Annotated in this window: 18 protein-coding genes; 8 read left to right on the plus strand and 10 right to left on the minus strand. The window is 59.8% G+C overall.

Features of this window, described 5'->3' with window-relative positions; translation table 11 throughout:
• Positions 1-409 (minus strand): hypothetical protein (locus AC1ROI_RS27955; RefSeq protein ID WP_218274058.1); only part of this gene is annotated, 409 nt, incomplete at its 3' end.
• A gap of 40 nt (positions 410-449) precedes the next feature.
• On the opposite strand from AC1ROI_RS27955, the gene AC1ROI_RS27960 reads away from it, so the two are divergent.
• The 7 genes from AC1ROI_RS27960 to AC1ROI_RS27990 all read left to right on the plus strand — a co-directional run bounded on the left by AC1ROI_RS27960 (position 450) and on the right by AC1ROI_RS27990 (position 12,684).
• Positions 450-2,501, plus strand: a complete 2,052-nt coding sequence (locus tag AC1ROI_RS27960) for a putative bifunctional diguanylate cyclase/phosphodiesterase (RefSeq protein WP_010457618.1) — start codon at positions 450-452, stop codon at positions 2,499-2,501.
• Between the two features lie 233 nt (positions 2,502-2,734).
• On the plus strand, positions 2,735-4,078 hold the full coding sequence (locus AC1ROI_RS27965; RefSeq protein WP_010457619.1) for an imelysin family protein: 1,344 nt from the start codon (positions 2,735-2,737) through the stop codon (positions 4,076-4,078).
• Positions 4,079-4,615: 537 nt separating this feature from the next.
• Positions 4,616-6,043 (plus strand): di-heme oxidoreductase family protein, encoded by a 1,428-nt coding sequence (locus AC1ROI_RS27970; RefSeq protein WP_102594591.1) that lies wholly within the window; start codon positions 4,616-4,618, stop codon positions 6,041-6,043.
• A 26-nt stretch (positions 6,044-6,069) separates the two neighbouring features.
• A complete protein-coding gene (locus AC1ROI_RS27975; RefSeq protein WP_102594590.1) occupies positions 6,070-7,134 on the plus strand; it encodes an imelysin family protein in 1,065 nt (354 codons plus the stop codon).
• A gap of 14 nt (positions 7,135-7,148) precedes the next feature.
• Complete coding sequence (locus AC1ROI_RS27980; RefSeq protein ID WP_102594589.1) at positions 7,149-8,246, plus strand: DUF1513 domain-containing protein; 1,098 nt, start codon at positions 7,149-7,151, stop codon at positions 8,244-8,246.
• A gap of 240 nt (positions 8,247-8,486) precedes the next feature.
• Positions 8,487-9,635, plus strand: a complete 1,149-nt coding sequence (locus tag AC1ROI_RS27985; RefSeq protein ID WP_102594588.1) for an efflux RND transporter periplasmic adaptor subunit — start codon at positions 8,487-8,489, stop codon at positions 9,633-9,635.
• 13 nt (positions 9,636-9,648) lie between these two features.
• On the plus strand, positions 9,649-12,684 hold the full coding sequence (locus AC1ROI_RS27990) for a multidrug efflux RND transporter permease subunit (RefSeq protein WP_010457628.1): 3,036 nt from the start codon (positions 9,649-9,651) through the stop codon (positions 12,682-12,684).
• A 172-nt stretch (positions 12,685-12,856) separates the two neighbouring features.
• Here the strand turns inward: AC1ROI_RS27990 and AC1ROI_RS27995 are convergent, their stop codons facing one another.
• From AC1ROI_RS27995 to colR, 5 genes are all read right to left on the minus strand, one after another.
• Entirely contained in the window at positions 12,857-13,084 is a 228-nt protein-coding gene (locus AC1ROI_RS27995; RefSeq protein ID WP_077749882.1) for a hypothetical protein, read from the minus strand.
• A gap of 2 nt (positions 13,085-13,086) precedes the next feature.
• Positions 13,087-13,800 carry a lipopolysaccharide kinase InaA family protein gene (locus tag AC1ROI_RS28000; protein WP_077749883.1) on the minus strand — a complete coding sequence of 238 codons (714 nt, stop codon included), beginning with the start codon at positions 13,798-13,800 and terminating at the stop codon, positions 13,087-13,089.
• A gap of 4 nt (positions 13,801-13,804) precedes the next feature.
• The gene (locus AC1ROI_RS28005) at positions 13,805-14,473 is read right to left on the minus strand and encodes a class I SAM-dependent methyltransferase (protein ID WP_077749907.1); all 669 of its coding nucleotides are present in this window, start codon (positions 14,471-14,473) and stop codon (positions 13,805-13,807) included.
• A gap of 160 nt (positions 14,474-14,633) precedes the next feature.
• The gene (locus AC1ROI_RS28010) at positions 14,634-15,908 is read right to left on the minus strand and encodes a sensor histidine kinase (protein WP_102594587.1); all 1,275 of its coding nucleotides are present in this window, start codon (positions 15,906-15,908) and stop codon (positions 14,634-14,636) included.
• Positions 15,898-16,581: a two-component system response regulator ColR gene (colR, locus tag AC1ROI_RS28015; protein ID WP_010457636.1), complete on the minus strand. Its 684-nt coding sequence runs from the start codon at positions 16,579-16,581 to the stop codon at positions 15,898-15,900. Before colR ends, AC1ROI_RS28010 begins: the two co-directional genes overlap by 11 nt.
• A gap of 218 nt (positions 16,582-16,799) precedes the next feature.
• Between colR and AC1ROI_RS28020 the strand changes: the two genes are divergently transcribed.
• Entirely contained in the window at positions 16,800-17,543 is a 744-nt protein-coding gene (locus tag AC1ROI_RS28020) for a phosphatase PAP2 family protein (protein ID WP_083375857.1), read from the plus strand.
• 169 nt (positions 17,544-17,712) lie between these two features.
• Here the strand turns inward: AC1ROI_RS28020 and groL are convergent, their stop codons facing one another.
• From groL to AC1ROI_RS28040, 4 genes are all read right to left on the minus strand, one after another.
• Positions 17,713-19,356, minus strand: a complete 1,644-nt coding sequence (gene groL / locus AC1ROI_RS28025; protein ID WP_008155543.1) for a chaperonin GroEL — start codon at positions 19,354-19,356, stop codon at positions 17,713-17,715.
• Positions 19,357-19,405: 49 nt separating this feature from the next.
• Positions 19,406-19,699 (minus strand): co-chaperone GroES, encoded by a 294-nt coding sequence (locus tag AC1ROI_RS28030; protein WP_007948593.1) that lies wholly within the window; start codon positions 19,697-19,699, stop codon positions 19,406-19,408.
• A gap of 248 nt (positions 19,700-19,947) precedes the next feature.
• The gene (locus AC1ROI_RS28035; RefSeq protein WP_010457646.1) at positions 19,948-20,424 is read right to left on the minus strand and encodes an FxsA family protein; all 477 of its coding nucleotides are present in this window, start codon (positions 20,422-20,424) and stop codon (positions 19,948-19,950) included.
• Between the two features lie 66 nt (positions 20,425-20,490).
• Positions 20,491-21,222: a HugZ family pyridoxamine 5'-phosphate oxidase gene (locus tag AC1ROI_RS28040; RefSeq protein ID WP_102594586.1), complete on the minus strand. Its 732-nt coding sequence runs from the start codon at positions 21,220-21,222 to the stop codon at positions 20,491-20,493.
• Positions 21,223-21,241: the final 19 nt, after the last annotated feature.

Raw genomic sequence — 21,241 nt, forward strand, 5'->3', positions numbered from 1 at the left:
TTTTGGTTCCTTTTGTGGCGTTTGACAAAAGGGACTCGCCGTAAGGGCGAAACCGCCAGCCGCCGTTACCGCAGAAACGGATATGTACCCGGTCAACCACAACATGGTCGGCCCGAAGGCCGCCATCGCGAGCAGCCTCACCCCCACAGTTGAAATGCGGACACCCGCAGAACCCAAGCCAATCTCCGACAATGAAACCAGCATTCAGCCCCTTGCCCCCCCGCCACAGCAGGCTAACATCAACAAAAGGAAAAATAGTCCCAATCCCCCTCAAGTTGAAGGACCCAACTACCGACACAGTACTAATAGGGCAAATACTCAAAACAACAGCATTTCTGCCAAGCTGCAGGCAAAAAACCATGAGATTGAATGTCCCTTTGACTGCCATCACGGGATTGCCAATACTCATGGCAACTTGATGCTACCCGCACGGAACAAGGAATAACCCTTTGAAGCTGGAACTCAAGAACAGCTTGTCGGTGAAGTTGCTCCGGGTCGTGCTCCTGTCGGCATTGATCGTCGGCGTAGTCTTGAGCTGCGCGCAGATCGTTTTCGATGCCTATAAAACACGCCAGGCCGTGGCCAACGATGCACAACGCATCCTCGACATGTTCCGCGACCCCTCCACCCAGGCCGTCTACAGCCTGGATCGGGAAATGGGCATGCAGGTCATCGAAGGCCTGTTCCAGGACGAAGCCGTGCGCCAGGCCTCCATCGGCCATCCCAACGAAGCCATGCTCGCGCAAAAATCTCGTGAGCTGCACCATTCAAACAGCCGCTGGCTGACCGATCTCATTCTTGGCAAGGAACGCACCTTCACCACCCAACTGGTCGGCCGCGGCCCCTACAGCGAGTATTACGGCGATCTGAGCATCACCCTCGACACCGCCACCTACGGGCAGGGTTTCATCGTCAACTCGGTGATCATCTTCATTTCCGGCGTATTGCGCGCCCTCGCCATGGGCCTGGTGTTGTACCTGGTCTACCACTGGCTGCTGACCAAACCTCTGTCGCGCATCATCGAACACCTGACCGAAATCAATCCGGACCGCCCCAGCGAACACAAGATCCCACTGCTCAAGGGTCACGAAAAGAACGAACTGGGGATCTGGATCAACACCGCCAACCAGTTGCTCGAATCCATCGAACGCAACACCCACCTGCGCCACGAAGCGGAAAACAGCCTGCTGCGCATGGCCCAGTACGACTTCCTAACCGGTCTGCCGAACCGTCAGCAATTGCAGCAACAACTGGACAAGATCCTGGTTGACGCCGGCAAGTTGCAACGCCGGGTTGCGGTGCTGGTGGTGGGCCTGGACGACTTCAAAGGCATCAACGAACAGTTCAGCTATCAGACCGGCGACCAATTGCTGCTGGCCCTGGCCGATCGTCTGCGCGCTCACAGCGGTCGCCTCGGCGCCCTCGCTCGTCTCGGTGGTGACCAGTTCGCCCTGGTCCAGGCCGATATCGAACAACCTTACGAAGCCGCCGAACTGGCGCAAAGCATTCTCGATGATCTGGAAGCAGCGTTTGCCCTCGATCATCAGGAAATCCGCCTGCGCGCGACCATCGGCATCACTCTGTTTCCCGAGGACGGCGACAGCACCGAGAAACTGCTGCAAAAAGCCGAGCAGACCATGACGCTGGCGAAAACCCGCTCGCGCAACCGTTATCAGTTCTACATCGCCAGCGTCGACACCGAGATGCGTCGCCGTCGGGAACTGGAAAAAGACCTGCGCGACGCCCTGCGGCGGGACCAGTTCTACCTCGTCTATCAACCGCAGATCAGCTACCGCGATCACCGGGTGGTGGGTGTCGAGGCACTGATTCGCTGGCAGCATCCCGAACACGGTCTGGTGCCGCCGGACCTGTTCATCCCGCTCGCCGAGCAGAACGGCACCATCATCGCCATCGGCGAATGGGTACTGGATCAAGCCTGCAAGCAATTGCGCGAATGGCACGATCAGGGTTTCCCGGATCTGCGCATGGCGGTGAACCTGTCGACCGTGCAACTGCACCACGCCGAATTGCCGCGAGTGGTCAACAACCTGCTGCAGATGTACCGCCTTCCCCCTCGCAGCCTGGAGCTGGAAGTCACCGAAACCGGCCTGATGGAAGACATCAGCACCGCCGCCCAGCATCTGTTGAGCCTGCGCCGCTCCGGCGCATTGATTGCGATCGACGATTTCGGCACGGGTTATTCGTCCTTGAGCTACCTGAAAAGCCTGCCGCTGGACAAGATCAAGATCGACAAGAGCTTCGTGCAGGACCTGCTCGATGACGACGACGATGCCACCATCGTTCGGGCGATCATCCAGCTGGGCAAGAGCCTGGGCATGCAGGTGATTGCCGAAGGCGTGGAAACCGCCGAGCAAGAGGCCTACATCATCTCCGAAGGCTGCCACGAAGGTCAGGGCTACCACTACAGCAAACCGCTGCCGGCACGGGAATTGAGCGCCTACCTGAAACAGGCGCAGCGCAGTAACGCAGCCATTTTGTAGAGATCAAACAATCGCAGCCTTGTTCCACTCAACAGCTACTACGGGTCCGTGTGCTTGTAGCCGCTGTCGAGTGAAACGGGGCTGCGATGTTTTTTGATCCACGACACAACGCTTGTACGAATAAGAAATATTTCCAGCTACAACCCTTTACAGATAATGCGAAAGATTTGCATTATGTCGCAGTTTTGCGCACCCGCTGCGCCATACCCCCCTCTCGAAGCAGGATGTTCGCCATGATTCGTATGCCTCTGGCTACCGCCAGTCTGTTGGCCATCGCTATTTCCCTCGCCGGTTGTGGCGAAGGCAAAGACAAGAACGCCGCTACGCCGACGCCGGCCGCCAGCACCGCTGCGGCTCCAGCTGCCGCCCCGGCCGCTACCAGCAAAGTCGACGAAGCCGCCGCCAAAGCCGTTGTCGCGCACTACGCCGACATCGTCTACGCCGTTTACAGCGATGCCGAATCCACCGCGAAAACCCTGCAAACCGCCGTCGACGCCTTCCTCGCCAAGCCGAACGCCGACACCCTGAAAGCCGCCAAGGCTGCCTGGGTGGCTGCCCGCGTTCCTTACCTGCAGAGCGAAGTGTTCCGCTTCGGCAACACCATCATCGACGACTGGGAAGGTCAGGTGAACGCCTGGCCACTGGACGAAGGCCTGATCGACTACGTCGACAAATCCTACGAGCACGCACTGGGTAACCCGGGCGCCACAGCCAACATCATCGCCAACACTCAGGTGCAGGTCGGCGAAGACAAGATCGACGTCAAAGACATCACCCCGGAAAAACTCGCCAGCCTGAACGAACTGGGCGGTTCGGAGGCCAACGTCGCCACCGGCTACCACGCCATCGAATTCCTGCTTTGGGGCCAGGACCTGAACGGCACCGGCCCTGGCGCCGGCAACCGTCCAGCCTCCGACTACCTGGAAGGCAAAGGCGCCACCGGCGGTCACAACGATCGTCGCCGCGCTTACCTGAAGTCCGTGACCCAGCTGCTGGTCAGCGACCTGGAAGAAATGGTCGGTAACTGGAAGCCGAACGTGGCCGACAACTACCGCGCCACCCTGGAAGCGGAACCGGTTGATTCGGGCCTGCGCAAAATGCTGTTCGGCATGGGCAGCCTGTCCCTGGGCGAACTGGCGGGCGAGCGCATGAAGGTTTCCCTGGAAGCCAACTCCCCTGAAGACGAACACGATTGCTTCAGCGACAACACCCATAACTCGCAGTTCTACGATGCCAAGGGTATCCGCAACGTGTACCTGGGCGAATACACCCGCGCAGACGGCACCAAAATGACCGGCGCCAGCCTGTCGTCCCTGGTGGCCAAAGCCGACCCGGCTGCCGACACCGCGCTGAAAGCCGACCTGGCTGCAACCGAAGCCAAGATGCAGGTCATCGTCGATCACGCCAACAAGGGTGAGCACTACGACCAGCTGATCGCCGCCGGTAACACCGCTGGCAACCAGATCGTGCGCGACGCCATCGCCGCCCTGGTCAAGCAGACCGGTTCGATCGAAGCCGCCGCTGGCAAACTGGGTATCAGCGACCTGAACCCGGACAACGCTGATCACGAATTCTGATCAACGCTGGCTGAGTGACTAAAGAGGCGACCTTCGGGTCGCCTTTTTCATGCCTGCCTGACACGCACCACTGTAAGAGCGAGCCTGCTTGTGATGGCGCCGTGTCAGTACCATCCATGTTGAATTCAATACCGCCTTCGCGGGCAAGCCTCGCTCCTACAGGGTCTGCGCTGGACCCGTGGGAGCGAGCCTGCTTGCGAAGGCGCCGTGTCAGTCACCCTCCATGTTGAATTCAATACCGACTTCGCGGGCAAGCCTCGCTCCTACAGGGGCTGCGCTGAACCTGTGGGAGCGAGCCTGCTCGCGATGGCGCCGTGTCAGTCACCCTCCATGTTGAATTCAATACCGCCTTCGCGGGCAAGCCTCGCTCCTACAGGGGCTGCGCTGAACCCGTGGGAGCGAGCCTGCCGCGATGGCGGCGCCTCGGCCCCCTGTGAAAACCTGCCCCACATCAACCAAACGATAATTCCTCTTATTCAAACTCCGTTGCCCTGTTAGACTTTGCGCCCTTGTTTTGCTCGTCTTGCAGGATGTCTGATGCCCTCGCTGCTTCTTCGCTTGTCCGCACTGTTTCTGGCCCTGGGCCTGAGTGCCTGCGATGACGCCCCGCGTTTTACCAAGGCCGAACCCGGTGAAGCCCGGTCCGGTGGCGCGGCGACTGTGCGCAAGACCGATCAAAATGCGTTCTCACTGCCCTCCGCGAACCTGTCGCCGTCACGGCGCGTGGATTTCAGCGTCGGCAACAGTTTCTTCCGCAACCCTTGGGTGATCGCCCCTTCGACCACCACCGCCCGGGACGGCCTCGGTCCGCTGTTCAATACCAACGCCTGTCAGGGCTGTCACATCAAGGACGGTCGCGGTCATCCGCCGACGCCCGATGCGGCGAACGCGGTATCGATGCTGGTGCGCCTGTCGATCCCGAATGCACCGGCCTATGCCAACGTCATCGAGCAGCTCGGCGTGGTCCCGGAGCCGGTCTACGGCGGCCAGTTCCAGGACATGGCCATACCCGGCGTGACCCCGGAGGGCAAAGTGCGGGTCGATTACACCCCCGTTCCGGTCCGCTTCAAGGACGGCACCGAAATCGAGTTGCGCAAGCCCAGCCTGAACATCACCCAACTGGGTTACGGCCCGATGCACCCCGACACCCGTTTCTCGGCACGCGTTGCCCCGCCAATGATTGGCCTGGGCTTGCTCGAAGCCATCCCCGACGAAGCGATCCTGGCCAACGCCGAGGCTCAGGCCAAGGACAAAAACGGCATCGCCGGGCGACCGAACCGGGTCTGGGACGACGTGCAGCAGAAGACCGTCCTCGGCCGCTTTGGCTGGAAGGCCGGGCAACCGAACCTCAATCAACAGAACGTTCACGCGTTCTCCGGTGACATGGGCCTGACCACCAGCCTGCGCCCCTTCGACGACTGCACCGAGGCGCAAACAGCCTGCAAACAGGCGCCGACCGGCAACGGCCCGAATGGCGAGCCGGAAGTCAGCGATAACATCCTGCGCCTGGTGCTGTTCTACAGCCGCAACCTGGCTGTACCGGCTCGTCGCGACGTCAATGCGCCCGAAGTGCTGGCCGGCAAGAACCTGTTTTTCCAGGCCGGATGCCAGTCCTGTCACACACCGAAATACACCACCGCCGCCAACGCCGCCGAACCTGAACTGGCCAATCAAGTGATTCGCCCTTACAGCGATCTGCTGCTGCACGACATGGGCGACGGCCTGGCCGACAACCGCAGCGAATTCCAGGCCAGTGGCCGCGACTGGCGCACCCCGCCGTTGTGGGGCATCGGACTGACGCAAGCGGTCAGTGGCCACACCCAGTTCTTGCATGACGGCCGCGCGCGCAATCTGCTCGAAGCCGTGCTCTGGCATGGCGGCGAAGCGAAAGCGGCCCAGCAACAGGTTTTGTCTTTCAATGCCGAGCAGCGCGCTGCGTTGCTGGCGTTTTTGAATTCCCTTTAATACGTATTCCATAGCGGGAGCCCGACATGTTCCGTCCCAAATTGTTGTTCACCAGCCTCGCAGCACTCGCCCTCGGCGCTTGCTCGCCACAGGACCCGCAAGCCGTCACCTCGGCCGCCATCGCCAAATCGGTGATCCTGCCAACGTACACCCGCTGGGTTGAAGCCGACCGCCAATTGGCCGTCAGCGCCCTCGCCTATTGCGAAGGCAAGGAAAACCTCGACACCGCCCGTGCCGACTTCCTGCACGCGCAGAAAGCCTGGGCCGAGCTGCAACCGCTGCTGATCGGGCCGCTGGCCGAAGGCAATCGCGCCTGGCAGGTGCAGTTCTGGCCGGACAAGAAAAACCTGGTCGGCCGTCAGGTCGAGCAATTGGTCACCGCGCAGCCGCAGATCGATGCCGCCACCCTGGCCAAGTCCAGCGTCGTGGTTCAAGGTCTCTCGGCCTATGAATACATCCTGTTCGACAGCAAGCCGGACGTGGCCAACGACGCGCAAAAAGCCAAGTACTGCCCACTGTTGAAGGCGATTGGCGAGCGTCAGAAACTGCTGGCCGAAGAGATTCTGCAAAGCTGGAACAACACCGACGGCATGCTCGCGCAGATGAGCAAGTTCCCGAACCAGCGCTACGCCGACTCCCACGAAGCCATCGCCGACCTGCTGCGCGTCCAGGTCACCGCCCTCGACACCTTGAAGAAAAAACTCGGTACGCCGATGGGCCGCCAGAGCAAGGGCGTGCCGCAACCGTTCCAGGCCGATGCCTGGCGCAGCCAGTCGTCCCTGGCCGGCCTTGAAGCCAGTCTCGCCGCCGCCAAAACCGTGTGGGAAGGCGTCGACAACAAAGGCCTGCGCGGCCTGTTGCCGAGTGAGCAAAAACCGTTGGCCGACAAGATCGACGCCGCTTACGCCGCGTCCCTGAAACTGTTCGCCAGCAACCAGCGTTCGCTGACCGAGATGCTCAACGACGATGCCGGCCGCCAGCAACTCAACGATCTCTACGACAGCCTCAACGTCGTCCATCGCCTGCACGAAGGCGAACTGGCCAAGGCGCTGGGCATCCAACTGGGCTTCAACGCCAACGACGGTGACTGATGAGGGCAAATGCCATGCTGCGACGTCAGGCTCTGACTTTAGGTAGTTTGCTGCTGGGAGCAGTGACACTGGGCGGCTGGACGCTGTTCAAACAAAAGGATAAGAGCCCGCTGCTGCTTTCGGCGCGGGACGATAGCGACGGCAAGCATTACGCCGTCGGTTATCGGCTGGACGGCACCCGGGTGTTCGCCACCCAGGTCGGGCAGCGTTGCCACGACATCATCAACCACCCGACGCTGCCGATTGCGCTGTTCGTCGCACGACGTCCGGGCACCGAAAGCTATCTGATCGACCTGCGCGACGGCGCGCTGCTGCAAACCGTGGCCTCGCTGCCCAACCGGCATTTCTACGGGCACGCGGTGATTCACAAGAGCGGCGACTGGCTGTACGCCACCGAAAATGACACCTCCGATCCGGGTCGCGGACTGTTGGGTGTGTATAAGTTCGAAGGTGAACGGCTGGTGCACAGCGGCGAGATATCCACCCATGGCATCGGCCCCCATCAGGTGTCGTGGATGCCAGACGGCGAGACGCTGGTGGTGGCCAACGGCGGCATTCGCACCGAGGCTGAAAGCCGGGTCGAGATGAACCTCAACGCCATGGAGCCGAGCCTGGTATTGATGCAACGCGACGGCACCCTGCTGAGCAAGGAAACCCTCGCCCAGCAAATGAACAGCGTGCGTCACCTGGGGATCGCCAGCGATGGCACCATCGTCGCCGGCCAGCAATTCATGGGGCCGTCCCACGAGTCCTCAGAGTTGCTGGCGATCAAGCGTCCGGGCCAACCGTTCGTGGCGTTTGCGGTGCCTGAACATCAGTTGCAGGCGATGGGGCATTACACCGCCAGCGTGGCGGTCCACAGTGACTTGCGATTGGTCGCGTTGACTGCGCCGCGCGGCAACCGCTTTTTCATCTGGGACCTGGACAGCGGTGAAGTGCGCCTGGATGCGCCGCTTCCCGATTGCGCCGGGGTTGGCGCCGTGGCTGACGGGTTTGTCGTGACCTCGGGTCAGGGCCGCTGCCGGTATTACGATTGCCGTCAGACAACGCTGGTTGCAAAACCATTGGAGCTTCCGGCGGGGCTTTGGGATAACCACCTTCACCTCATCTGAGCCCGTTTCCTGTGGCGAGGGAGCTTGCTCCCGCTGGGCTGCGAAGCGGCCCCAAAATGGGACTGCTGCGCAGTCCAGCGGGAGCAAGCTCCCTCGCCACAGGTTATTCATCGTTCGTTAGTCCCCTTGAGTGACAGGCGCTCCAAGGCCTCGCCTGTAATTTCTTCCAGTTGGAATCACCCTGCGACTCAGATAATGTGCCCCACTGTCTCACCTGATTTTCTCCAAGGAAGTGGAAATATGCTGCGTCGCCGCATGCTGATCATGTTGGGTGTTGTTCTGCTGATCGTGCTGATCCTGGCCGGTTATAAAGCCTTCTCCATCTACACGATGATTCAAGGCTTTTCCGCGCCGAAACCGCCGATCAGTGTCGCCGCGACCACTGCCGTGGAACGTCCGTGGCAAGCTCGCCTGCCAAGCGTCGGCACCCTCAAGGCGCTGCAAGGCGTGGACCTGAGCCTGGAGACCGACGGCACCGTCATCGATTTGCAGTTCGAGTCAGGCCAGAAGGTCAAAGCCGGCCAACCGCTGCTTCTGCTTGATAGCGTGGTAGAAACCGCCCTGCTCGAAACCGCTCAAGCCGACCTGGGGCTGGCGCAGCTCGATTACGGTCGCGGCAGCCAATTGGTCGGCAGCCAAGCCATTTCCAAAGGCGAATTTGACCGGCTCTCGGCGATATTGAAAAAGAGCCGGGCCACGGTGAATCAGCTCAAGGCGGCGCTGGCCAAAAAACGCTTGCTCGCACCGTTCAGCGGGACCATCGGTATTCGTCAGGTGGACATCGGTGACTATCTCGCCAGCGGCACCATGATCGCCACCCTGCAAGACCTCAGCAGCCTCTACGTCGACTTTTTCGTGCCCGAGCAGTCGGTGCCGAAGATCGGCGTCGGCCAGTCGGTGCAGATCATTGTCTCGGCCTACCCGACACAGACCTTCCCCGGCACCATCAGCGCGATCAACCCGAAAGTCGAAAACAGCACCCGCAATGTTCAGGTCCGCGCAACCCTGGCCAACCCCGACGGCAAACTGCTGCCGGGCATGTACGCCAGCCTGCAGGTGATGCTGCCCGACCCGCAGCCGCGCATCGTCGTGCCGCAAAGCGCGATCACGTACACGCTGTACGGCAACTCGCTTTACGTCGTCGCGCAGAAAAAAGCCGAAGACGGCAGCCTCGAAAAAGACGACAAGGGCCAGCCGATCCTGATCGCCGAACGGCGTTTCATCGAAACCGGCGAGCGTCGCGACGGGCTCGTGGTGATTACCAAAGGCTTGCAGAACGGCGAAAAAGTGGTCACGGCCGGTCAGATCAAACTGGACAACGGCGCACACATTGCCATCAGCGACGACAAGACCCTGACCGATAAGAACAGTCAGCCACGTACTGACTGATCAAGGAATCCTCATGGCTTTTACCGATCCGTTCATCCGCCGCCCGGTGCTCGCCACCGTGGTCAGCCTGTTGATTGTGCTGCTGGGCTTCCAGGCCTGGAGCAAGCTGCCGCTGCGCCAATACCCGCAAATGGAAAACGCCCTGATAACGGTGACCACGGCGTACCCCGGGGCCAACGCCGAAACCATCCAGGGCTACATCACCCAACCGATGCAGCAAAGCCTGGCCAGCGCCGAGGGCATCGACTACATGACCTCGGTCAGTCGCCAGAACTTCTCGGTGATCTCGATCTACGCGCGCATCGGCTCCAACAGCGACCGCCTGTTCACCGAGCTGCTGGCCAAGGCCAACGAGGTGAAGAACCGGCTGCCCCAGGACGCCGAAGACCCGGTGCTGAGCAAGGAAGCCGCCGACGCCTCGGCCCTCATGTACATCAGTTTCTTCAGCAAGGAGCTGAGCAACCCGCAGATTACCGATTACCTGTCGCGGGTCATCCAGCCAAAACTGGCGACTCTGCCGGGCATGGCCGAAGCCGAGATTCTCGGCAACCAGGTGTTCGCCATGCGCCTGTGGCTGGACCCGGTAAAGCTGGCCGGTTTCGGCCTGGCCGCCAGCGACGTGACCAACGCGGTGCGCCAGTACAACTTCCTCTCTGCGGCCGGTGAAGTGAAAGGCGAGTACGTCGTCACCAGCATCAATGCCAACACCGAACTCAAGTCCGCTGAAGCGTTCGCTGCGATTCCGCTCAAGGTCGAGGGTGACAGCCGGGTGCTGCTCAGCGATGTGGCGCGGGTTGAGATGGGCGCGGAAAACTACGACTCGATCAGTTCGTTCGGTGGCACTCCCTCGGTGTACATCGGCATCAAGGCCACGCCGGGCGCCAACCCGCTGGACGTGATCAAGGAAGTGCGCAAGATCATGCCGGAGCTGGAAGCCCAGTTGCCGCCGAACCTCAAAGGAGAAATCGCTTACGACGCCACGCTGTTCATCCAGGCCTCAATCGATGAAGTGGTGAAAACCCTCTTCGAAGCCGTGCTGATCGTGATCGTGGTGGTGTTTCTGTTTCTCGGGGCGCTGCGTTCGGTGGTGATCCCGGTGGTCACCATTCCGCTGTCGATGATCGGCGTGATGTTCTTCATGCAGATGATGGGCTACTCGATCAACCTGCTGACACTGCTGGCGATGGTGCTGGCGATCGGGTTGGTGGTGGACGATGCCATTGTGGTGGTGGAGAACATTCACCGACACATCGAGGAAGGCAAGAAGCCGCTGGATGCGGCCATCGAAGGCGCCCGGGAAATCGCCATGCCGGTGGTCTCGATGACCATCACCCTGGCGGCAGTCTATGCGCCCATCGGTTTTCTGACCGGGCTCACGGGGGCGCTGTTCAAGGAGTTCGCCCTGACGCTGGCCGGTGCGGTGGTGATTTCCGGCGTGGTCGCGTTGACCCTGTCGCCGATGATGTGTGCCTTGCTCCTGCGCCACGACGAAAATCCCAGCGGCCTCGCGCATCGCCTGGACCTGATTTTTGAAGGCCTCAAGCGCCGATACCAAAGCATGCTCCACGGCACCCTCAACACCCGGCCGGTGGTCCTGGTGTTTGCGGTGATTGTGCTGTGCCTGATTCCGGTGCTGCTCAAGTTCACCAAGTCGGAACTGGCGCCCGATGAAGATCAGGGCATCATTTTCATGCTGGCCAACGCCCCGCAACCGGCCAACCTCGATTACCTGAACACTTACACTGACGAATTCATCACGATCTTCAAGGAGTTTCCCGAGTACTACTCTTCGTTCCAGATCAATGGATTCAACGGCGTGCAATCGGGGATTGGCGGTTTCCTGCTCAAACCGTGGAATGAACGCGACCGCACGCAGATGGCCATCCTGCCCGAGGTCCAGCGCAAACTGGAGGGCATTGCCGGTCTGCAGGTCTTCGGCTTCAACCTGCCCTCGTTGCCCGGCACGGGTGAAGGGTTGCCGTTTCAGTTCGTCATCAACACGGCCAACGATTACGAAGCGCTGCTGCAAGTGATGGACCGGGTGAAAAAACGGGCGATGGAGTCCGGCAAGTTCGCCTTTGTCGATGTCGACCTGGCCTTCGACAAACCCGAAGTCGTCGTGGACATCGATCGCGCCAAGGCCGCGCAGATGGGCGTGTCCATGCAGGACCTGGGCGGAACACTGGCCACATTGCTGGGACAGGCGGAAATCAACCGTTTCACCATTGAGGGTCGTAGCTACAAGGTCATCGCTCAGGTCGAACGACCGTTCCGCGACAACCCGGACTGGCTGAACAACTACTACGTGAAAAACAACCAAGGCCAACTGCTGGCCCTGTCGACCCTGATCACCGTCAGCGATCGGGCGCGTCCACGGCAGTTGAACCAGTTCCAGCAGCTCAACTCGGCCATCCTGTCAGGTGTGCCGCTGGTCAGCATGGGCGAAGCCATCGATGTCGTGCGCCAGATTACGCTGGAAGAAGCGCCGGCCGGTTTTGCCATGGATTACGCCGGCGCCTCGCGCCAATATGTCCAGGAAGGCAGCGCGCTGTGGGTGACCTTCGCCCTGGCGCTGGCGATCATTTTCCTGGTCCTCGCGGCCCAGTTCGAGAGCTTCCGTGACCCGCTGGTGATTCTGGTGACAGTGCCGCTGTCGATCTGTGGCGCGTTGATTCCACTGTTCCTGGGTTGGTCGAGCATGAACATTTATACCCAAGTGGGCCTGGTGACCTTGATCGGCCTGATCACCAAGCACGGGATCCTGATCGTCGAGTTCGCCAACCAGCTGCGCAGAGAGAAAGGCCTGACACCTCGCGAAGCTGTGGAAGAAGCTGCTGCAATCCGGCTGCGCCCGGTGTTGATGACCACGGCGGCGATGGTATTCGGCATGGTGCCATTGATCATCGCCACGGGCGCGGGCGCGGTCAGCCGGTTTGATATCGGCATGGTGATCGCAACCGGAATGTCGATCGGGACGTTATTTACGCTGTTCGTGTTGCCGTGCATCTACACCCTGCTGGCCAAACCCGACGCAAAAGAACACTCATAATCCATTTGGGAGCGAGCCTGCTCGCGATGGCGGTGTGTCAGGCACCTCAATGTTGACTATGCCGCCGTCATCGCGAGCAGGCTCCATCCCACCTTGGGCCATGCACGGCTTGAAATTCGGCACAAAAAAAGGCCTCGAATTGGCGAGGCCTTTTATTTTGGCTTCAATCTGTTCAACTCTGCGGCCTCATTCCTTGAGAAAGTCCGAACATGAACAGCAATAAATCATGATCGGGTTGAGATGCCACAGATGCCTTGGCAACCCGTGGCAACGGACAGTGCGCGTCACCGTTCACTGAACTGAGAACTTGCGTGCGGGGCTGCTCCCACGCCGCCACCGCCAATGAAGCAACTGCCAAGGCTCCTATCAGAAACACACCTCGTGCAATTTCTAGTTTCATTGCTATAAACCTTTGATAGCGCTGCCAAACGCCGTCTCATAAAAGTAGACGAGTTTGCGCCAGTCCGCCGTGCTGAACGACGAGTGGCGACGCAGCTGCTTCATGTCATGAGCCGCCGCGCGATAAGCGGTCAAGCGCTGCCGGCATTTCTCCAGGTCGATCAAGGCGATTTCGACCTTGGCCGACTCGCCTTCACCGGTCACCCGTACGAATACGTGCTTGATGTAAATGCAACTGTGCTGCCAACGGCCCTTGTGCATGCGGGCCAGGTTTTCGGCCAGGTCCTTCAAGACTCGGTCATGCACCGCCTCGCCGTGACGCTCGCGACCGCCGCCGGCGTACCAGTGTTCGATTTCCTCGAAGCCGTCCAGCGACTTGGTCACCAGCAATGCGCGCCATTTGTGCACGGGGTCGCGCTGTGCGCCGCAGAAAACGATTTCCGGAACTCCCACCCCAAGCGCGCGCAGGCCAATGAGCGCATCACGCTCGCGCAACACGGTCGGACGACCGAAGGGGTGCAACCAGCTGCGATAGATATGTCCGGTCTGTCGCTTGGCGTAGAGCAGCTGACCATCGTTGCCCATGACCCGCTGCACGCCACTTTCTCCACCGCGACGGACGTTAGGTTCTTCTACCCATTCACCGCGCTGATTCCAGAAATAGTCGAAGCGGTCCTGAGAGGCGACGTCCGTCTCTGCTGCACATTGCACTGCCATCCTGTTACCTCTTGCGTAATACGTAAACTCGCCACATGGCATAGAGCGGTAAAAAGTCCAATCGTTCCTGAATACGGAACCCCGCTTGTTCAAACTCTTTTTCTACCGTGGCCGCCGGTAACACAAACCGGTTTTGGTAACCTTCCTGCCCACGCCGTTTCTCTGAGCGCTTGCGTTTCCAGGCCTTGAAATTGCCGTCCACCCACAACGAAAGGATCACGCTGTCACGCGTGACTCGTTCAAATTCGCGCAGAATGGCCAGTCGATGCTCGGCTTCACCGATGTGATGCAGCAAACGCATGCAGAAAATGCTGTCGACAGCGTTGTCGGGCAAAGCAATGTCGAATGCGGAAGTGTGCAAGGGTTGTACCCGTTTCACCACGTCAGCCGGTTGCGCCTGGGTTGCAATCTTCAACATTGACTCGGAGTTGTCGGCCCCGATGATCGCTCGATTGGCTTTCTCCGCCAGCATTGGCCAAAAACGCCCTGCCCCGCACGGCAAATCGAGGACCAGCCCTGGCTCACCGACCAGCTTCAGCGCCTTTCGCGCCAACTGCACGTCACGCCAGTGGGATAGCTTACGACCAAGACCATCCTGGTGCTTCTGCAAATACCTTTGTGCATGTTGATCGTCGTACTTCTCGGAAAAATCGAGTTTGATCGGGCCGTCCATCATTAAGGTCTCCTGAACTTCTGATGACGCCCACCTTAGGTAGCGTAGTGTCGGTGTCAGGTCATACCTTTGTGAAAAAATTGTTAAGGAAATGTTGAATCATTACAAGATTTTTCAAGTTGACCAGCATGGCTCGGAGCCCCGACTGCTCAAGCAACCGCTAGCTTTGGCTCAATTGCACCTGAAAACGACAGCCATTAGGTTCCATATTGGTCAAGCTGACGCTCCAGCCCTGGTTCTCGCAAATCCGCTGCACCAGCGACAACCCCAGTCCCAGGCCCTCGCCGCGCTTTTCACTGCCGCGAACGAAAGGTTCGAACATTGCCTCGCGTTTTTCCTCGGGAATGCCCACACCGCTGTCCTCGACCGTGAAACCTGTGGCCGTGAGGGTCAAGCGGATAAACCCGCGCTCGGTGTAATGCAGCGCGTTACGCAACAGGTTGCCCATGACGGCGTGCAAGAGGGTTGCGTTGTAACAGGTGTCCAGCGGATTACCCGGTTCGAAGATCAGGCTCAGCCCCTTGGCTTCGATCGGTTCGCGCCACTGGTTGAGCAGCCCGTCGGCGACCTGGCTCAACGTCTGCTGCGGCGACATGCTCGCGTCTTCTCGCTGGGCCCGGGCCAACATCAGGAAGGTTTGCACCAGTTCGCGCATCTCGGCGCACGCGCGGGCAATTCGCTCGACCTGGGCATGGCCACGCTGGTCGATACCGGGGTTTTCCAACAGTAGCTCACAGGAACTGGCCAGCACCATCAGGGGCGTGCGCAGTTCGTGGCTGACGTCACTGGTAAACAATCGCTCACGGGTCAATGCCTGGCGGAGCCGCCCAAGGGTGGCATCGAAGGCAACCGCCAGCTCGCCCACTTCGTCAGCGGCATAATCCGGTGCCAGGGGTGGCGCCAGCCCCAGCAATTGATCGCGGTGACGCACCTGGCGGGCGAGTCGCACCACCGGCGCCATCACTTTGCGCGCCAGGACCCAACCGAGAAAGACTGCCAGCGCCAGGCTCAGTACGAAGCCCACCAGCACCACGGCAAACAGCACTCGCTCACGTTCTTCGAAATCGCTTTGATCCTGCAGCAATACGTAACGCCGGCCATCGACCACTTCAACCATCGCGTGATACGACAGCTGCTCGCGAAAGACCTCGTGGAAACCGGGCTCCAGATGCCGTAAATCCTTGGGCAACTCGAAGTCCCCCGGCCCACCACTGAAATAGAACATCTGGTCCGGCTCGGGGCGATGGCTCCAGTCAGAGACGCTGTCCATCAGCAGGAGCCGTTGAAGATCGCCACCCAGCCCGGCTGAAATCAGCTTTTCTTCCACCAGGTGCACGGTCGCCACAATGCCCATGGCGAAGGCGCCTGCCACCAATGCACTCATCAGCGCAAAGGCGATGATGATCCGTTGAGCGAGGCTCTGCTTAAACTCCATCGCGACTCTCGGCCAAGCGATAACCCACACCGTGCACGGTTTGCAGCAAGGGCTTGGCGAAGGGCTTGTCGATCACCTGGCGCAGTTGATGGACGTGGCTGCGCAGGCTGTCGCTGTCCGGGCAGTCATCACCCCAGAGGGCTTCTTCGAGAATTTCGCGGCGCAGAACATGCGGGCTTTTCTGCATCAGCACGGCCAGCAACTTGAGGCCGACCGGGTTGAGCTTGAGCAGGCGACCTTCGCGGGTCACCTCCAGGGTATCGAGGTCGTAGCTCAGATCACCCACCTGCAAGGCGCGTCGACCGCCACCCTGGGCACGACGCATGACCGCTTCGATACGCGCCGCCAGTTCGGACAGGGCGAACGGTTTGATCAGGTAGTCATCGGCACCGGACTTGAAGCCCTGCAGCCGGTCATCCAGCTGATCGCGCGCGGTGAGCATGATCACCGGCGTGTCGCGGCGGGCGTCTTCGCGCAGGCGTTTGCACAGCGTATAGCCGTCAATGCCGGGCAACATGATGTCGAGCACGATCAAGTCATAGTGCTCGGTGGCCGCCAGGTGCAGGCCTGACAAACCGTCCTGCGCGCAATCCACGGTGTAGCCTTTGAGCCCCAGGTAATCGGCCAGATTGGCCAGGATATCGCGGTTGTCTTCAACCAATAGAATTCGCATGGGCACCTCCTCCGCACACAGTAACGGCCGTCATGGCCCGCGCAGCTTAAGGCCAAGTGTGGCTCAGGGCTAGGACTGCGTGCAGTTGTCAATCCGATAGAAAAACCGATGAAGGCTTAACAAGTTTTTCACTATCGATTCACACGCCAATGACAGCGCCGGGCTCAGACTCCGCGCGGATGCGCACTTCATACCCCTTCACCGACCAAGGAACTGCCATGGCTTCGACCGCTGCCCGCCCCGCCTCCAGACCGCTCAACTTTTGGGTGTGTCTGGGTGTGCCCGCTATCACAGCGATCAGTTTGGTGCTGCTTGAGCTGACGTCTCTGGACATGAACCTGGCCAAACTGTTCTACGACCCGGTCGCCGGGGAATTCATCGGACGCCACAGTTACTTCCTTGAAGACATCCTGCATGACCGAGCCAAGCAATTGGTCATCGCCTTTTCGGTGTTTGCGATCATCGGCTTTATCGGCTCGTTTTTCATCGCCAGGCTCAAGCCGTTCAAACGCGAACTGGGTTGCCTGGTGATGTCGCTGGCGCTGGCGACCTCGTTCGTGACCCCAGTGAAAGCGGTGACGGCCGTGCAATGCCCGTGGAGCCTCGAGCAATTCGGCGGCCACGAAACCTACAGCGAACTGCTCAGCCCGCGTCCGCAAACCGACAAGCCTGGGCGTTGCTGGCCTGGGGGTCATGCCGCCACCGGGTTTACGCTGTTTGCGCTGTTCTTTGTACTGCGAGACCGTCGTCCGCGACTCGCGCGCCAGGCGTTTGTGTTTGCATTTGCACTGGGGACGGTGTTTTCCGTGAGCCGGATGATGCAGGGGGCGCACTTCTTTTCGCATAACGTGTGGACGGCGATTTTCTGCTGGCTGATCTGTCTGGGGTCTTACTACTACATCCTGTATCGACCGGCGTCCAAGGCTGAGAAAGCGTCCGAAGCACAACCGGTTAGCGTATGAACTGACGCCTTCGCGGGCAAGCCTCGCTCCTACAGGGATTTCGCTGGACCTGTAGGAGCGAGGCTTGCCCGCGAAGAGGCCCTTAAAAACCACACAACTTTATGCCGGGCAATAAAAAACCCCGCCGGTTCATCACCGGCGGGGTTTTCATGTACGGGGTAAGGCTGGCTTACATCATGCCGCCCATGCCGCCCATACCGCCCATGTCTGGCATGCCGCCACCCGCTGGGCCGTCTTCCTTGATCTCAGCGATCATGGCTTCGGTAGTGATCATCAGGCTGGCAATCGACGAAGCCGCTTGCAGAGCAGAACGAGTCACTTTAGCCGGGTCCAGGATACCCATTTCGATCATGTCGCCGTATTCGCCGGTCGCAGCGTTGTAACCGTAGTTACCCGAACCTTGCTTGACCTTGTCGACCACAACGCTTGGCTCGTCGCCGGAGTTGGCAACGATCTGGCGCAGTGGCGCTTCTACAGCGCGACGCAGCAACTGGATGCCAACGTTCTGGTCATCGTTGTCGCCTTTGAGCTCGGAGATTGCCTGCAGAGCGCGAACCAGTGCCACGCCGCCGCCAGGTACCACGCCTTCTTCAACGGCTGCACGGGTAGCGTGCAGGGCGTCTTCAACGCGGGCTTTCTTCTCTTTCATTTCAACTTCGGAACCGGCGCCAACCTTGATCACTGCAACGCCGCCGGACAGCTTGGCCAGACGCTCTTGCAGTTTTTCACGGTCGTAGTCGGACGAAGTGTCAGCCACTTGCTGACGGATCTGCAGAACGCGAGCCTGGATGTCAGCTTCAACGCCGGCGCCGTCGATCACGGTGGTGTTTTCTTTGGACAGGATCACGCGCTTGGCATTACCCAGGTGTTCCAGGGTAGTGCTTTCCAGGCTCAGGCCGATCTCTTCGGAGATGACGGTACCGCCAGTCAGAACAGCGATGTCCTGCAGCATGGCCTTGCGACGGTCGCCGAAGCCTGGAGCCTTGACGGCTGCGACTTTGACGATGCCACGCATGTTGTTCACAACCAGAGTCGCCAGGGCTTCGCCTTCAACGTCTTCGGCCACGATCAGCAGTGGACGGCCGGCTTTGGCAACGGCTTCCAGGACTGGCAGCATTTCGCGGATGTTCGAGATCTTTTTGTCGACCAGCAGGATCAGCGGACCGTCCAGCTCGGCAGTCATGGTCTCTGGCTTGTTGACGAAGTACGGGGACAGGTAGCCACGGTCGAACTGCATGCCTTCAACAACCGACAGTTCGTTTTCCAGGCCCGAGCCTTCTTCAACGGTGATCACGCCTTCTTTACCGACTTTTTCCATGGCTTCGGCAATGATGTCGCCGATGGAGCTGTCGGAGTTGGCCGAGATGGTGCCGACCTGAGCGATGGCCTTGGTGTCAGCGCAAGGCTTGGACAGGGCTTTCAGCTCTTTGACGATAGCGATGGTCGCTTTGTCGATGCCGCGCTTCAGGTCCATCGGGTTCATGCCGGCAGCGACGGCTTTCAGGCCTTCGTTGACGATCGACTGAGCCAGAACGGTAGCGGTGGTGGTGCCGTCGCCTGCGTCATCGTTGGCACGGGAGGCAACGTCTTTGACCAGCTGCGCGCCCATGTTTTCGAAGCGATCTTTCAGCTCGATTTCTTTGGCAACGGACACGCCGTCCTTGGTGATGGTCGGAGCGCCGAAGCTCTTCTCGATGATCACGTTACGGCCTTTAGGGCCCAGGGTCGCTTTTACTGCGTCAGCCAGGACGTTGACACCGGCGAGCATTTTCTTGCGGGCGGAATCGCCGAATTTAACTTCTTTAGCAGCCATGATCGATATTCCTTAAATACTTTGTAGTAACGGGAAAATGAGCGGGGAATCAGCCTTCGACAACAGCGAGGATTTCGCTCTCGCCGATGACCAGCAGGTCTTCGCCGTCAACTTTCACAGTGTTGCTGCCGGAGTAAGGGCCGAACACAACCTTGTCACCCACTTTCACGGACAGCGCACGCACTTCACCGTTGTCCAGGACTTTGCCCGGGCCTACAGCGAGGACTTCGCCCTGGTTTGGCTTTTCAGCAGCCGAACCTGGCAGGACGATACCGCCAGCGGTTTTCTTTTCTTCTTCGCTGCGACGGACGACGACGCGGTCATGCAGAGGACGAAGCTTCATTGTCGATCTCTCCTAATTGTGGTTTTCATCGGCCGGTGTATTCCCGGCGGGTTTAACAAATCCGGCGGTGCCGGGTGCGGTTCGTCAAGCGAACCGCGGAAGTCTGTCTGGCGTGATCGCCAGAAACCTTGCGGTGACCGTTACATAAGGGCGCATAAGCTTATTACAAGGGCGGGGATCGAAATTTTTTTGCATCAATGCCCCGAAAACGAACACGGCACCCGAAGGTGCCGTGCAGCTGAAACGCTTTACTTGGAATCGCGGTGTTCGAACTCGCCTTCGATTACGTTCGGCTCGCGGCCCAGCGGCTGCTGCGGAGCAGGACCGCCACGTGGTTGAAGATCATCGGCAAACGCCCGCTGGCGGATCGCTGCCTCTTCAGCGCGCTGGCGCATTTTATTGGCCAGCAGTCGACGGGAGATCGGCAGCAGCATGATCAGACCCAGCACGTCCGTGACGAAGCCCGGCAGAATCAACAGACCGCCCGCCAGGGCCAGCATCAAGCCTTCAAGCATGGTCTGGGCCGGCAACTCGCCGCGGTTCAGGCTTTCACGCGCACGCAACGCAGTGGCCAGACCGGCGATGCGCAGCACGAACACGCCGAGCATCGAGCCGAGAATGATCAGCAGCAGGGCCGGGAAAAACCCGATGGCCCCGCTGACCTTGACGAATACGAACAGCTCCAACACCGGAAACAGTACAAAGAGCAATAAAAAAGGGCGCATCAAATGGTTCCTCAACGCAAGAATGCCTTGCCAGTCTTCCCTAGATGACGTCGCCGTTTCGTGAATTCAAGCGTCAGCCACTTCATTTTTCGGCCAATGCTCGGCGTGAGCCAGGAAAACCAAGGCTTCGCGCACTTGTGTCGGCGTATTACAAGTTGCCTGGAACGGTAGCCAGTACAGGGCCTGGCCAATGCGTAGGTGCATGCCTTCGCTGTCGATACCCGCCAGTTGCGCCGGCTCGTTTTTCGGCAGCCCCGCCAAATCGACGTAGTGGGCGATGGCTTTGGCGTGATCGGCGTTCATGTGCTCGACCATGCTCAGTTCGGCTTTGCCGGCGAACGGATTGGCCAGGGTCAGTTGGTCGACCCAGTGAATTGCACCGAAACCGCCGATGTAACGGTGACGCACAGGCTTGAGCACCCAGAAATCGAAATCGTGGGCCTTGTGGTAGCTCTGCGACTCCGGGAAATAGCGGTAGTAACGCTCGGCGGCCGCTTCGATCGCGGCCTCGTCTTCGAGCTTTTCTGCTTCGGCGAGATAAGTCAGGCGACCAACGGCTTGCACATCGTCGGCCTCACGTTCGCCCACAAAAAGCGAGCATTTCGGATCTTTCTGCAGGTTATGGGTGTGCTGGGCGATGCGGCTGATAAGGATCAGCGGCCGGCCCTGCTCGTCCAGGCAATACGGAACCACGGAGCCAAACGGGAAACCGGGCATCGACTTGGAGTGCGTCGACAGCACCCCGCGGTATTCCTTGAGAAGCAATTCTCGGGCATTCTTGGCCGCTTCAACGCTCAATTTATGACTCCTTATATAG

This window comes from Pseudomonas sp. GW823-FHT02C02, from assembly GCF_058797635.1.